The 14,259-nt window shown below is 69.0% G+C and carries 12 protein-coding genes; 7 read left to right on the forward strand and 5 right to left on the reverse strand.

The window, feature by feature from the left end; translation table 11 throughout:
• Nucleotides 1–45 precede the first annotated feature (45 nt).
• Nucleotides 46–1,914 carry an ABC-F family ATP-binding cassette domain-containing protein gene (locus E2F49_RS07985; protein WP_133393304.1) on the reverse strand — a complete coding sequence of 623 codons (1,869 nt, stop codon included), beginning with the start codon at nucleotides 1,912–1,914 and terminating at the stop codon, nucleotides 46–48.
• Between the two features lie 172 nt (nucleotides 1,915–2,086).
• On the opposite strand from E2F49_RS07985, the gene E2F49_RS07990 reads away from it, so the two are divergent.
• The 3 genes from E2F49_RS07990 (at nucleotide 2,087) to E2F49_RS08000 (ending at nucleotide 7,182) form a co-directional block, all read left to right on the forward strand.
• Nucleotides 2,087–4,486, forward strand: a complete 2,400-nt coding sequence (locus E2F49_RS07990) for a TonB-dependent receptor plug domain-containing protein (RefSeq protein WP_133393305.1) — start codon at nucleotides 2,087–2,089, stop codon at nucleotides 4,484–4,486.
• 207 nt (nucleotides 4,487–4,693) lie between these two features.
• Nucleotides 4,694–6,424 carry a YbaL family putative K(+) efflux transporter gene (gene ybaL / locus E2F49_RS07995; RefSeq protein WP_133393306.1) on the forward strand — a complete coding sequence of 577 codons (1,731 nt, stop codon included), beginning with the start codon at nucleotides 4,694–4,696 and terminating at the stop codon, nucleotides 6,422–6,424.
• A 2-nt stretch (nucleotides 6,425–6,426) separates the two neighbouring features.
• Complete coding sequence (locus E2F49_RS08000; RefSeq protein ID WP_133393307.1) at nucleotides 6,427–7,182, forward strand: SIR2 family NAD-dependent protein deacylase; 756 nt, start codon at nucleotides 6,427–6,429, stop codon at nucleotides 7,180–7,182.
• A gap of 10 nt (nucleotides 7,183–7,192) precedes the next feature.
• Here E2F49_RS08000 and E2F49_RS08005 read toward each other — a convergent pair whose 3' ends face one another.
• Complete coding sequence (locus tag E2F49_RS08005) at nucleotides 7,193–8,062, reverse strand: AraC family transcriptional regulator (protein ID WP_208004833.1); 870 nt, start codon at nucleotides 8,060–8,062, stop codon at nucleotides 7,193–7,195.
• A gap of 89 nt (nucleotides 8,063–8,151) precedes the next feature.
• Entirely contained in the window at nucleotides 8,152–9,051 is a 900-nt protein-coding gene (locus E2F49_RS08010; RefSeq protein ID WP_133393308.1) for a TIGR01777 family oxidoreductase, read from the reverse strand.
• Between the two features lie 250 nt (nucleotides 9,052–9,301).
• Here E2F49_RS08010 and E2F49_RS08015 point away from each other — a divergent pair, with 250 nt between their 5' ends.
• Nucleotides 9,302–9,775 carry a hypothetical protein gene (locus tag E2F49_RS08015; protein ID WP_133393309.1) on the forward strand — a complete coding sequence of 158 codons (474 nt, stop codon included), beginning with the start codon at nucleotides 9,302–9,304 and terminating at the stop codon, nucleotides 9,773–9,775.
• A 60-nt stretch (nucleotides 9,776–9,835) separates the two neighbouring features.
• On the opposite strand, the gene clpB is transcribed toward E2F49_RS08015, so the two are convergent.
• A complete protein-coding gene (gene clpB, locus E2F49_RS08020) occupies nucleotides 9,836–12,433 on the reverse strand; it encodes an ATP-dependent chaperone ClpB (protein ID WP_133393310.1) in 2,598 nt (865 codons plus the stop codon).
• A 190-nt stretch (nucleotides 12,434–12,623) separates the two neighbouring features.
• Between clpB and E2F49_RS08025 the strand changes: the two genes are divergently transcribed.
• From E2F49_RS08025 to E2F49_RS08035, 3 genes are read left to right on the forward strand one after another with little or no spacing between them, the layout of a single operon-like run.
• A complete protein-coding gene (locus tag E2F49_RS08025; RefSeq protein WP_133393311.1) occupies nucleotides 12,624–13,340 on the forward strand; it encodes a glutathione S-transferase in 717 nt (238 codons plus the stop codon).
• A gap of 17 nt (nucleotides 13,341–13,357) precedes the next feature.
• Nucleotides 13,358–13,630 carry a hypothetical protein gene (locus E2F49_RS08030; RefSeq protein ID WP_133393312.1) on the forward strand — a complete coding sequence of 91 codons (273 nt, stop codon included), beginning with the start codon at nucleotides 13,358–13,360 and terminating at the stop codon, nucleotides 13,628–13,630.
• Nucleotides 13,627–13,806 carry a hypothetical protein gene (locus E2F49_RS08035; protein WP_133393313.1) on the forward strand — a complete coding sequence of 60 codons (180 nt, stop codon included), beginning with the start codon at nucleotides 13,627–13,629 and terminating at the stop codon, nucleotides 13,804–13,806. The genes E2F49_RS08030 and E2F49_RS08035 overlap by 4 nt, the downstream gene beginning before the upstream one ends.
• Nucleotides 13,807–13,813: 7 nt before the next feature.
• On the opposite strand, the gene E2F49_RS08040 is transcribed toward E2F49_RS08035, so the two are convergent.
• Nucleotides 13,814–14,245, reverse strand: coding sequence for a thiol-disulfide oxidoreductase DCC family protein (locus tag E2F49_RS08040; protein ID WP_243713512.1), 432 nt, complete (start codon nucleotides 14,243–14,245; stop codon nucleotides 13,814–13,816).
• Between the last annotated feature and the right edge of the window lie 14 nt (nucleotides 14,246–14,259).

Below are 14,259 nucleotides of genomic sequence, written 5' to 3' on the forward strand. Positions count from 1 at the left end.
ACCGCCGCTTCCGGGGCCAGCAACCCGGGCGCACCCGGGTGGCGCTCACGCCGCGTCGTAGAGCGCGAGCAGTTCGCCCTCGGCCTGTTCAAGCTGGCTGCGCAGCGTCGATTGGCGCTGGCCGAGCGTCGCGGCCTTGCTCGCGTCCGACCAGGTGTTGGGGTCGGCCAGTGCGCCGTCGATGTCCGACAGCTCGCGCTCCAGTTCGGCGACGCGCGCCTCGGCCTTCTGCAGCTTGTGCGGATTGGCCTTGGACTTCGGCGTGGCCGGGGCGGCAGCGACCGGCGCAGCCGCCGCGGGCATTGCAGGCGGCGTGCGCAGTTCGCCGGCATTGCCACGCGCACGCAACCACGCGGCGTATTCGTCGAGGTCGCCGTCGAACGGAATCACCGCGCCGTCGGCGACGCGCCAGTAGGTCTCGCTGACCAGACCGATGAGGTGCCGGTCATGCGAGACCAGCACGATCGCGCCGGGGAAATCGCTGAGCGCCTCGGCCAGTGCCTCGCGCATTTCCAGATCGAGATGGTTGGTCGGTTCGTCGAGCAGCAGCACGTTCGGCTGCAGCCAGGCGATCAGCGCCAGCGCCAGACGCGCGCGCTCGCCGCCGGAGAAGCCGTCGATGCTCTCGAACGCGCGATCACCCGGGAAACTCCATTTGCCGAGGAAATCGCGGAAGGCCTGGGTGGCGACATTCGGCGAGATCTCGCGCAGGTGATCGATCGGCGAGGTACCGGCCACTAGCGATTCCACCGTGTGCTGGGCGAAGTAGCCGATGCGCAGATCCGGATGCGCATAGCGCTCGCCGGCCAGCAGCGGCAGGTCGCCGACCAGCGATTTCACCAGCGTCGACTTGCCCGCGCCGTTCGGACCCAGCAGGCCGATGCGGTCGCCGGCCTCGAGACCGAAGCCGACCTTGTCGAGAATGACCACCTGCCCGTCCGCCGAGGGATAACCGCAGATGCCGTCGTTGATGCGCAACAGCGCGTGCGGCAGCTTGACCGGCTGCGGGAAGTCGATCTGCACTTCGCGCTCGGCGCGCACCGCTTCGGTGTCGGCCATCTTGGCCAGGCGCTTGACGCGCGACTGGGCCTGCTTGGCCTTGGCCGCGCTGGCCTTGAAGCGGTCGATGAACTTCTGCAGGTGCGCCTTCTCGGCCTGGGTCTTTTCGTGGGTGATCTGCTGCAGCCGCAGCTGTTCGGCGCGCTGGCGCTCGAAGGCGGTGAAGTTGCCGGTGTAGAGCTTCGCGCTGCCGCCATGCAGGTGCAGGGTGTGGGTGCAGACGTTGTCGAGGAACTCGCGGTCGTGCGAGATCAGCAGCAGCGTGCCGGGATACTTGAGCAGCCACTGCTCCAGCCACAGCACCGCGTCGAGATCGAGGTGGTTGGTCGGTTCGTCGAGCAGCAGCAGGTCGCTGGGCGTCATCAGCGCGCGCGCCAGATTCAGGCGCACGCGCCAGCCGCCGGAGAACGTGGAGACCGCACGCTGGTGGGTTTCGGCCGGGAAGCCCAGGCCGTGCAGCAGCTTGCCCGCGCGCGCGCCGGCGTCGTAGGCGCCGATTTCGGCCATGCGCAGATGCGCTTCGGCCACGGCTTCCCAGTCCTCGGCGGCCATGGCGTCGGCTTCGGCCTTGAGCACCTTGGCCACGGCGGCGTCGCCGGCGAGCACGAAATCGATGGCCGCATCCGGCAGCGAAGGCAGTTCCTGGGCGATGGACGCCACGCGCACGCGGTTGGGCAGGTCGAGGTCGCCCATGTCGGCCTCCACCTCGCCGCGCACCGCGGCGAACAGCGAGGATTTGCCGGTGCCGTTGCGGCCCACGACGCCGGTGCGCCAGCCCGCGTGCATGGTCAGGTCGACAGCGGACAGCAGCAGGCGTTCGCCGCGCCGCAGGGCGAAATTCTTGAAGGAGATCATGGCGGCAATTCTACCGGAGGCAGGCCGCTGCTCTCTTCCGGGGGTGCGCCGAAAGGCGCCTCAGCATCGTTCCAAAAAAGAAACAATCGAAACCGATTTTTGGCGCGATTGACCCTTTTGAAACGACCGTGTTAAACCCCACTTAACACACCCTCCCCCCAAGAGCCCGCCCATGCTTCGTCACCGCCTCACGCTCGCCGTCGCCGCGGCCCTCGTCCTGCCTGCCACCGCATTCGCGCAGCAGACCCCGGCCGATTCCCAGACGCGCACCTCGACCCTCGACACCCTGATCGTCACCGGCACCCGCGTCAGCGACCGCACCGTCGCCGAATCGCAGTCGCCGATCGACATCATCACGTCCGAAACGCTCACCGCGACCGGCACGACCGAACTGGCGACCGCGCTCGCACGCGCCCTGCCCTCGCTGAACTTCCCGCGCCCGGCGCTGACCGACGGCACCTCGGCGATCCGCCCGGCGCAGCTGCGCGGCCTGGCGCCCGACCAGGTGCTGGTGCTGGTCAACGGCAAGCGCCGCCACACCTCCTCGCTGCTCAACCTCAACGGCACCATCGGCCGCGGCTCCTCGCCGGTCGACCTCAACACGATTCCGGTCTCGGCGATCGAGCGCGTCGAAGTGCTGCGCGACGGCGCGTCGGCGCAGTACGGCTCGGACGCGATCGCCGGCGTGGTCAACGTGGTGCTCAAGGGCGCCTCCAGCGGCGGCAGCCTGTCGGTGAGCGCGGGCCAGTATTCGGCCGGCGACGGCAAGCAGACCCAGATCGCCGGCGACACCGGCCTGTCGCTCGGCGACGACCGCGGGTTCCTGCATCTGTCTGCGCAGCTCGGCCAGCAGGAAGAAACCAACCGCGCGCGACCGTTCGCCGGCACGCTTGGCGTTACCCAGCCCGCGCTGGGCCAGAAGGCCTTCGTGATCGGCGAGCCGGAGGTCGACTTCGGCGCGGTGGGCTTCAACAGCGAGTTCGCGCTCAACGATGCCCTCACCCTCTACGGCTTCGGTACCGCCAGCAACCGCGACATCACCTCGTTCGCGTTCTTCCGCGCGCCGGGCAACACCACGCAGAACATCCGCGCCATCTACCCCGACGGCTTCCTGCCCGAGATCAACAACATCTCCAAGGACCGCTCGATCGTCGCCGGCATCAAGGGGGCCGCGGGCGAGTGGAACTGGGACCTGAGCTACAACTACGGCTACAACCACCTCGAGTTCTATACGCGCAACACGCTCAACGCGAGCCTGGGCGCGAGCTCGCCGACGTCGTTCTACGACGGCGCGCTGGAGACCACGCAGAATATCGTCAATCTCGACGTCAGCCGCCCGCTGGAACTGGGTCTGGCGTATCCGGCGACGCTGTCGTTCGGCGTGGAAGCGCGCAACGAGAAGTGGAACCAGTCGCCGGGCGAGTTCGGTTCCTACGCCAACGCCGGACGCGGCGCGCCCGGTGCGGGCGGCGGCGCGCAGGGTTTCGCGGGCTTCGCACCGGAAGTCGCCGGCGCCTATGACCGCGACAGCCACGCCGTCTACGCGGGCCTGGAAGCGGATCTGACCGGGAAGTTCTCGGCCGGCGCCGCCGCGCGCTACGAGGACTACGACGACTTCGGCAGCCAGCTGTCCGGCAAGCTGTCGGCGCGCTACGCGTTCACCGACGCGGTCGCGCTGCGCGGCACGGTGTCGAGCGGCTTCCGCGCACCGTCGCTGGCCCAGCAGTACTTCCAGACCGTCAGCACGACCTTCCTGCCGGGCATCACCACGCCGTTCGAGATCCGCACCTTCCCGGCCAGCAGCGCGGTGGCGCAGGCCTTCGGCGCCGAGGCGCTCAAGCCCGAGGAATCGCTGTCCTACAGCCTGGGCCTGGTGCTGCAGCCGGTCGACAATCTCTACGTCACCGTCGACGCCTACCAGATCGACGTCGACGACCGCATCGCGCTGTCGTCCAACCTCACCGGCGATGCGGTGCGTCGCCTGCTCGAATCGCAGGGCATCTTCGGTGTCACCGGCGGTCGCTACTTCACCAATGCCATCGACACCCGCACGCGCGGCATCGACGTCGTCGGCAGCTACCGCTGGGACCTCGCCGCAAGCAGCGTCGACCTGACCGCCGGCTACAACCACACCAAAACCGAGATCACCCGCATCGCGCCGAACCCGGCGGCCCTGAGCCAGAACGGCCTGAACCTCGAGCGCATCGATCGCGCCGAGATCGGTCGCATCGAGGACGGCTTCCCGCGCAACAAGCTGCTGCTGTCGGGTACGTGGAACGTCGACGACTGGGCGTTCGCGCTCGCCACCACGCGCTACGGCAGCGTGCGCACCACGCCGACCAATGCCGCGCTCGACCAGGAGTACGGCGCGAAGTGGCTGGTCGACGTGTCGGCGACGTTCAAGCCGGGCGACAACTGGGCGCTGACGCTGGGCGCCGACAACGTGCTCAACGAATACCCGGACGAGAACATCTTCGGCAACTCGACCAACGGGCAGTTCCCGTACAGCAACCTCTCGCCGTTCGGCTTCGGCGGTGCGTTCGCCTACGCGAAGATCGCCTACAACTGGTGATCGACGCCATCTGATCGTACTTCGATGCCCCGGTCTGCCGGGGCATCGTCGTTTCGGGGGCCGGATTCGCAGGCGCACGATCACGTCCGATCTCCGCGCATCACCACGCACAATCTGCAATTCGCCGAAGAACCGGAATCGTCCGGCTTGCCCCTGTCACGACGCGTCGGCGACACTGCAAGACCAGTACAGGCGACATGTCCCCCGATGCCGCACAACACCGACCTGATCAACATCGTCGCCGTCGGCCTCGGCGTGGCCTTCGTGCTCGGCGCGCTCGCCAACAGATTGCGGCTCTCGCCGCTGGTGGGCTATCTCGTCGCGGGCATCATCGTCGGGCCGTTCACACCCGGCTTCGTCGCCGACCAGGATCTGGCCAACCAGCTCGCCGAGATCGGCGTGATGCTGCTGATGTTCGGGGTCGGCCTGCACTTCTCGCTCAAGGACCTGATGGACGTGAAGTCCATCGCCATTCCAGGCGCGATCGCGCAGATCACGGTGGCCACCGTGCTCGGCTGGGTGCTCGCATGGCTGATGGGCTGGCCGCTGGTCAGCGGCTTCGTATTCGGTCTGGCGCTGTCGGTGGCCAGTACCGTGGTGCTGCTGCGCGCGATGGAAGAGCGGCGCCTGCTCGATACGCGGCGCGGCAAGATCGCCGTGGGCTGGCTGATCGTCGAGGACCTGGTGATGGTGCTGGCGCTGGTTCTGCTGCCGGTGCTGGCCGACATCTACACCGACCGCGGCGGCGCGACGCCGCCCGGGGCCGGCGCGATCGCGCTGATGATCCTCTGGACGCTGGTCAAGGTCAGCGCCTTCGTCGCGGTGATGCTGCTGGTCGGCCGCCGCGTGATTCCCTGGGTGCTCGAACGCATCGCCGGCACCGGCCAGCGCGAACTGTTCACCCTGTCGGTGCTGGCGATCGCGCTGGGCGTGGCATTCGGCGCGTCGGCGCTGTTCGGCGTGTCGTTCGCACTCGGCGCGTTCTTCGCCGGCATGGTGCTCAACGAATCGGAGTTCAGCCACGAGGCGGCCAACGATTCGCTGCCGCTGCGCGATGCGTTCGCGGTGCTGTTCTTCGTATCGGTGGGCATGCTGTTCAATCCGATGATCCTCGTCGAGCATCCGTGGCAGGTGCTGGCGACGTTCCTGATCATCGTGGTCGGCAAGTCGATCGCCGCGTACTGGATCGTGCGGCTGTTCAAGCATCCGCGTTCGACCGCGCTGACCATCTCCACCAGCCTGGCGCAGATCGGCGAGTTCTCCTTCATCCTCGTCGGCCTCGGCGTCGCCCTGCAGCTGCTGCCCGAAACCGGGCGCGACCTGGTGCTGGCGGGCGCGCTGCTGTCGATCATCGTCAATCCGCTGCTGTTCTCCGCGCTGGATCGCTGGCAGGCCAAGCAGGAGCTCGCCGCGCGCGCCGCGGCCGCCTCCCACGCCGCGCAGGCACCGCCCGAGCATGGCGTGCCCGAGGACCTGCGCAACCACGCGATCCTCGTCGGTTACGGCCGCGTCGGCCGCCAGCTGGCCGAACTGCTGCAGCAGCGCGGCGTGCCGCTGGTCGTCGTGGAAGACGACAACGAACTGGTCCGTCGTGGCCGCGAGCGCGGCTTCACCGTCGTGCGCGGCAACATCGCCTCCGAACCGGTGATGCTCGACGCCGCGCCCGACCGCGCGGCGCTGGCGATCTTCGCCATTCCGCAGGCGCTCGAAGCCGGCGAAGCCATCGAGCGCATGAAGGCGGTCAATCCCGCGCTGACGGTACTGGCACGCGCGCACAGCGACGGCGAGGTCCGGCATCTGCTGCAGCACGGTGCCGACGGCGCGGTGCTGGCCGAACGCGAGCTGGCGTATTCGCTGGCCGAGATGGTGATGTCGACGCCGCCGTTCCGTCCGGTGCGTCCGGGCTCAGTTCCCGCCGAGGCGATCCAGCCGGTCTGACGATGCGCCTCGTCGTGCTCAGCGGTGCGGGCATCTCGGCCGAGAGCGGCATCCCGACGTTCCGCGATGCACTGACCGGCCTGTGGGCACGCTTCGACGCAGAGCGCCTGGCGACCGAAGCCGCGTTCCGCGCCGATCCCGCGCTCGTCTGGGGCTGGTACCGCTGGCGCGCGGCGCTGGTGGCCGCGGCCGCGCCGAACGCCGCGCACGTCGACGTCGCCGGGCTCGCCGACGACGGCCACGCGCTGACGGTGGTGACACAGAACGTCGACGACCTGCACGAGCGCGGCGGCGCGCGCGACGTGCTGCACCTGCACGGCCGCCTGCTGGCCTCGCGCTGCATCGGTTGCGGCGCGCGCGTCACGCCCGATCCGATCCTCGCCGCGCCTGCGCCGCCCGACGGCGGCGCGCGCGAGATGCCGCCGGCGTGCGTGCAATGCGGGGAGGCGTTCCGGCCGGACGTGGTCTGGTTCGGCGAATCGCTGCCGTCCGATGCATGGGACGCGGCCGAAGCCGCCGTCGATGCCTGCGACCTGCTGGTCGTCATCGGCACATCGTCGCTGGTCTGGCCGGCGGCCGGGCTGCCCGACCGTGCGCTGCGGGCCGGCACGCCGGTGCTCGAGATCAATCCGCATGCGACGCCGCTGTCGACGCGTGCGACCGCGCACTGGCCGCTGGCCGCGACCGCCGGCATGGCGAAGTTTCGGGCTCGGCTGCGAGCGTCGCCAGGCGATCCGACGGGCGTCTTGGGCCGTTGAGCGTCGCGTCTCAGTCGTCCAGCGGCAGCAGGATGTCGGCACGCAGTTCGGCCTCGGCCACCTGCTCGGGATCGTCGAGGAAGTGGTAATGCAGCGGCGCCTCGCGCAGGCGCTCGCCGCTCGCCGGCCACCACTGCGCCAGCAGACGATCGGTCACGTCTTCGAGTCCCGAGTACGCGCCGACGTGGCGCACGCGGGCGTGGCGACCGCCACCGATCTTCAGCTTGCGCAGCGGGCGCGGCACCGTCGCCGGAGCCGGCAGACGCAGCGCGGCATCGAACTGGAGCGCGTGCGGGGGCAGGTCGCGGTGGTCCCCGAGCGGCACGCCGATCAGTGCATCGATGCGATCCGCCACGCCTGCGGTTTCGGCCCAGCCGAACAGACGCCCGAAAGCGTCATCGAGATCGTCGAATGCACCACGCGCGCGCAGGGCCACGACCTCGAACGGTGCGATCTCGACCAGCTCGACGGCCAGCGGTTCGGGCGTCGGCGGACCCGGCGGTTGCAGGCGACCCAGCAATGCACGCGCCTCTGCGGTACGGCCGCGCAGTGCTGCCGGCGTGACCCCGAGCGTCTGCCGGAACGTGCGTGCCAGCGCCTGCGGGCTGGCGTATCCCACGGCGAGCGCCGCCCGCGTGACCGTCTCGCCCGCGGCCAGCAGTTGCAGCGCGCGCGATAGGCGCAGTCGCGTGAGGGTACGGCCCAGCGTCTCGCCGGTCGCCGCGCGCCAGACGCGATGGAAGTGGAACGGCGACAGGCTCGCCTGGCGCGCGAGCGTCTCCAGCGGCGGCGCCGCGGCGCCTTCGGCGACGAGGTCCTGCAGATGCCCGGCAACCGCCGCGATGCGCGGCGCGAGACGGGACCGGGTGTCTGCTTTCATGACGGCGCTCGCGGTGGACTCGCCGCGAGTATCCGGTCCAATGCGCCGGCGCGCGTACCCGATCTTGCGCAGCGCGGCGGCGCCCGGAATCAGCGCAGCACGGACGCCAGATAGGCTTCGAGCTCCGGCCAAACGAAGGCATGGCTGCGCTGCTGCAGGCGCGCCGGCAGCACGCGCTGGCCGTCGACGAGCAGCGTCGCCATCTCGCCCAGGCCCAGTTCGAGCGCCTTGCGCGGCACTGCCAGCAGCGCCGGACGTCGCAAGGCATCCGCCAGCGCGCGGGTGAACCGGCTGTTGCTGACGGGCTCGGGCGCGGTGAGGTTGAACGCACCGGTCGGCGCATCGGCGTCACCGTCGAGATGCGGACGCAGCAACGTCATGGCCGCGTCGATCCAGTCCTCGCGCGCGATCCAGCTCAGCACCTGCCGACCATCGCCGAGACGCGCCCCGAGTCCGAACTGGAACGGCATCCGCAGGCGCTGCAGCATGCCGCCGGCCGGATGCAGCACGACGCCGGTACGCAGGAGCACCACGGGCACACGGTCCTCGGCCGCACGCGCCGCCGCTTCCCAGTCGGCGCAGAGGCGATGCTGGAACTCGTCGTGCGGCGCGCTGTCTTCGTCCAGCGGCGCATCGTCCTGCGCGCCGTACCAGCCGATCGCCGAACCGCTGAGCAGCACTTTGGGCGGCGTGTGCACCGAGCGGATCCAGTCGGTCAGCACGCCGGTCGGAATCAGCCGGCTGTCGCGCAGCGTCTGCTTGCGCGACCGGGTCCATCGCGCGTCGGCGATGCCCGCGCCGGCGAGATTGATCACCGCATCGAACCGGTCGTCGGCCCACAACGAGGCGTAGTCGCGCACTTCCACGCCTTCGGGCGCCGGCGTCGACGCCCGGCGCGACAGCCAGGTCACCTGCGCGCCCTCGCGCTGAAGCCGCGCCGTCAGCGCGCTGCCGATGAAGCCGCTGCCGCCGGTGATCAGGATGCGCATGCGCGATGTCCACGTGGAGGTCCGTCTGGATGCTGGCAGAACCGCCGTCCAGGCACGATCAAGTCGTCGCGATGCGCGTACAGGTCTTCGAAATGTGCTGTTCGATGCGCTGTGCCACGCGAATGCCCGCCAGCGGGGCATGTACCCTGTCCGCCCTGGAGAGGCATAAGGACCGCCCGTGCGCCCCATCCGCGATGCTGCCTTGGCGTGTTTCGCCGTGGTGCTCGTCCCGCCGCACGTATCTGCGCGCATGCCCGTCCAGCACGCGTGCACCTTGCATGCGCCGTACGTCGACTCGTCCTCCACGCGCCGCGACGTCGCGTTGCAAGGCGACGCCCGTGAGCGACAGCGCGCGATGCACACCTACACGCTGCAGGCCGCGTCGCTACGTACCCCGCATCCCCATCTGCGCACAGCCCGCGCGCAGATGCTGGTGGGCGATCGCAATCTCGAGGGCATGCTGAGTTCGGCCGTCGGCGATCTCGAGACGTTGATCGATGTGATCGGCATGGACGCACTCGTCGCGATGCGCCAGGCGGAAGATGCACGAGGCCCCGCATGGAAGCGCCAAGCGCGCCTGGTACTGGTATTCGACGACGCCAGCCGCGCGGACTTCATCGCCTCGCTCGGTCACCCGAACGCGCGCTACGTGATCGGCAGTGCGCGTGACCCGCAGGGCGACGTACTACCCGACAGCCGCTGCGTCGGACCACAGGCGTCGTAACCGGAACTCGCAGCGCTGCATCGGCGCGTATACGCACGCGCCGATGCAGCCGACTGCGAATCATCGCTTCGAGAACCCCAGCTCGCTGCCCGCCACATCGACGGCGATGGTGTCGCCGCTCGCGAAGTCGCCTGCGAGGATCTTCGAGGCGAGCGGGTTTTCCAGCTGCTGCTGGATCGCGCGCTTGAGCGGACGCGCGCCGTAGACCGGGTCGAATCCGACGTTGCCCAGCAGATCGAACGCCGCTTCCGACACCTCGATGCGCAGTCCGCGCTGGGCCAGGCGCTTCTCGAGCCCGCGCATCTGGATCTTTGCGATCTCGCGGATCTGCGCCTTCTGCAGCGGGTGGAACACCACGATGTCATCGAGCCGGTTGATGAACTCCGGGCGGAAGTGCGCCTGCACGACGCCCATCACCGCGGCCTTCATCTGCGTGTAGCCCTCAGCGCTGTCGGCGTCGGTGCCGCGCTCGCTCATCTCCTGGATCTGGTGCGAGCCGAGGTTGGAGGTCATCACGATGACGACATTGCGGAAGTCGACGGTGCGGCCCTGGCCGTCGGTCAGGCGGCCGTCGTCGAGCACCTGCAGCAGGATGTTGAAGACGTCCGGGTGGGCCTTCTCGACCTCGTCGAGCAGGATCACGCTGTAGGGGCGACGACGCACGGCCTCGGTCAGATAGCCGCCTTCCTCGTAGCCGACGTAGCCCGGGGGCGCACCGATCAGGCGCGCGACCGAGTGCTTTTCCATGAACTCGCTCATGTCGATGCGCACCATCGCGTCCTGGCTGTCGAACAGGAACTCGGCCAGTGCCTTGCACAGCTCGGTCTTGCCGACGCCGGTGGGGCCCAGGAACAGGAACGAGCCGGTCGGACGATCGGGATCGGACAGACCCGCGCGCGAGCGGCGCACCGAATCGGACACGACCTTGATCGCTTCCTCCTGGCCGATCACGCGCGTGTGCAGCTGCGACTCCATCGCCAGCAGCTTCTCGCGCTCGCCCTCGAGCATCTTGCTGACCGGAATGCCGGTCCAGCGCGCGACGACCTGGGCGATCTCCTCGGCGGTGACCTTGTCCTGCAGCAGGGTGAAGCCTTGCGTTTCGGCTTCCTGCGCGGCCCGGAGCTGCTTTTCGAGCTCGGGAATGCGCCCGTACTGGATCTCGCTCATGCGCGCGTAATCCTGCGTGCGCTGCGCCGATTCGAGGTCGAGCTTGGCCGCCTCGATCTGCTCCTTGATCTTCGTCGCGCCCTGCACGGTGGCCTTCTCGGCCTTCCAGACCTCTTCCAGATCGTTGTAGTCGCGCTCGAGTGACTCGATCTCGGTTTCCAGATCGGCGAGGCGCTGCTTCGATTCGGCGTCGCGCTCCTTCTTCAGCGCCTCGCGCTGGATCTTGAGCTGGATCAGTCGGCGTTCCTTGCGGTCGAGTTCCTCGGGTTTCGAGTCGATCTCCATCCGGATGCGGCTCGCCGCCTCGTCCATCAGGTCGATGGCCTTGTCGGGCAGCTGGCGGTCGGCGATGTAGCGGTTGGACAGCGTGGCCGCGGCGACGATCGCCGGATCCGTGATCTCCACGCCGTGATGCACCGCGTAGCGTTCTTTCAGGCCGCGCAGGATCGCGATCGTGTCCTCGACACTCGGTTCGCCGACGAACACCTTCTGGAAGCGGCGCTCCAGCGCGGCGTCCTTTTCGACGTACTTGCGGTATTCGTCGAGCGTCGTTGCGCCGATGCAGTGCAGCTCGCCGCGCGCGAGCGCGGGCTTGAGCATGTTGCCCGCATCCATCGCGCCGTCGGCCTTGCCGGCGCCGACCATGGTGTGCAGCTCGTCGATGAAGAGGATGATCTGGCCTTCGTTCTTGGCCAGATCGTTGAGCACGCCCTTCAGGCGCTCCTCGAACTCGCCGCGGTACTTCGCACCGGCGATCAGCGCGCCCATGTCGAGCGAGAGCACGCGCTTGCCGCGCAGGCCCTCGGGCACTTCGTTGTTCACGATGCGCTGCGCCAGGCCTTCGACGATGGCGGTCTTGCCCACGCCCGGCTCGCCGATCAGCACCGGATTGTTCTTGGTGCGCCGCTGCAGCACCTGCACCGTGCGGCGGATTTCCTCGTCGCGCCCGACCACCGGATCGAGCTTGCCGCTCTCGGCGCGCGCGGTCAGGTCGATCGTGTACTTCTCCAGCGCCTGGCGCGATTCCTCGGCGTTTTCGTCCTGCACGCTCTCGCCGCCGCGCACCTTGGCGATCGCGGCCTCCAGCCGCGCCTTGTCGGCGCCGGCCGCCTTGAGCGCCTTGCCGGCGTCTCCGGTGTCGTCGAGCGCGGCGAGCACGAACAGCTCGGAGGCGATGAACGCATCGCCCTTCTGCTGCGCCAGCTTGTCGGTCACGTTGAGCAGGCGCGAGAGATCGTTGCCGACCGACAGCTGGCCGGCCTGTCCGGTGACCTTGGGCATGCGCTCGAGCGCCTCGGTCAGCCGCTCGCGCAGCACCGGCACGTTCACGCCGGCCTGGCCGAGCAGCGGGCGCGTGCCGCCGCCCTGCTGGTCGATCAGCGCCAGCAGCAGATGCACCGGTTCGATGAAGTTGTGGTCGCGCCCGACGGCCAGCGACTGCGCGTCGCTCAGGGCCTGCTGGAAGCGCGAAGTGAGCTTGTCCATCCGCATCGGGAAATCCTCGGGGAAGAGAAGGGCCGGCCGGGCCGGCAATGTCCTCCAGATGCGGTCGAAGCGGCGTGTTGCAAGCGCCCGGCGGCCGGGGATGCGAAGCCGACCTGACGGAATCCTGCCGCGTCCCTCACCCGCGCCTTGCGGCGACCGGCCTACGGTGGCACCTCACCCGACAACGGAGCCGCAAATGCATTACCAGCTCTATTACTGGACCGGCATCCAGGGCCGCGGCGAGTTCGTGCGGCTGGCGCTGGAGGACGCTGGGGCCGACTACGCCGACGTCGCGCGCGATCACGGCGACGAGGTCCTGCAGCCGTTCCTCGACGGCGCAGAGGCGGGCGCCCGTCCGTTTGCGCCACCGTTCCTCAAGGCCGGCCGGCTGGTCATCGCGCAGGTCGCCAACATCCTCCACTTCCTCGGCCCGCAGCTGGGTCTGGTGCCGGAGGCCGAATCGCGTCGACTGGAAGCGCTGCAGCTGCAGCTGACCATCGCCGACCTCGTGACCGAGATCCACGACAGCCACCACCCGATCGCCAGCGCGGCCTATTACGAAGACCAGAAGGCCGCCGCCAGGCAGCGCGCCGCGGACCTGCGCCGCAACCGGCTGCCGAAGTTCCTCGGCCATTTCGAACAGGTGCTGGCGCAGGCCGGCGGCCTGCACGCACTGCGCAGCCACTCCTACGTCGACCTCTCGCTGTTCCAGATCGTGCGCGGACTCGACTACGCGTATCCGAAGGCGATGGACGCGCTGGCGCCGAAGATTCCGCATCTGCGCGCACTGGAAGCGCGGATCGCCGAGCGTCCGAACATCGCGGCCTATCTGGCATCGGAGCGCCGGCTGGCGTTCAACACGCAGGGGATCTTCCGCCACTATCCGGAGCTCGATGGCGGTATCGAGGACTGATCATCACGGAGACGCACATGCGCAAGGATGTCCATCACGCATACCGGGCCGCGCGCGGCTGGGTGCTGCCCGCCGTGCTGGCGATAACGGCATGTGCGCACGGATCGATTGCACCGGTCGTGCCGAACGACCTCGTGCGCTACGAGCCACCGCCCCCGGGACTGGAAGAGGTCTGGCTGACCGGATCGTCCACGGGCCGGCTCGCCTATCGGAACGGCTCTTCCGTCTCGAACGCGCCTCGCCGCCCGGGGATGCCACCCTCATCTGGCCCCACAGCTATCGATCAGTGACCGGTAGCGATGGCCGGAGGGGCGTCAGCGACGGCAACGGCAATGCGGTGTTCGATGGTGACGAGGTGACGCTGGGCGGCGGCAGTGGTGGGGACGAAGCGCCAACGCGCATGTTCCAGCGTGACATCGCGATCGCCTGCGGCGGCCCCTACCGGAGCAGTTGGATTCCGTTCTGAGCCGCCGTCACAGAAACCGCTCGCGTGTGCCGGGCGGCGGCAGCATGCAGCTGTCACGACGCCCGAACACCCGGTAGCGGTTGCGGGCCAGAGACCGGTAGGCCACATCGCGCAGGCGCCGCGGGATGATGCGCAGCGCGGTCGCGACCCGCCAGACACCACCCAGCCGCCGCAGCACTTCAAGTACGCCGTCGCTGTCGTGCCAGCCCTGCGGACCGTCGACGAGCAGGAACGACACCGGATCGTCCGGGTCGATGCCATGGGCGACCAGCAACCCGCGGCCGACGGGGTCCTGCATCGCCGCGAAGCGGAACACGCCGCGCCGGTCGTGACGCAGCAGGAAGCGTACCCAGCCGCTGCACAGGGCGCAGACACCGTCGAAGACGACGACGGGGCCCTCGGAGATCGGGGACGTTTCGTGTGTTGCGGACGGATTCACATCGGTTTTCCTGC

It is taken from the genome of Luteimonas terrae (genome assembly GCF_004358165.1).
GTDB classification, from domain to species: domain Bacteria; phylum Pseudomonadota; class Gammaproteobacteria; order Xanthomonadales; family Xanthomonadaceae; genus Luteimonas; species Luteimonas terrae.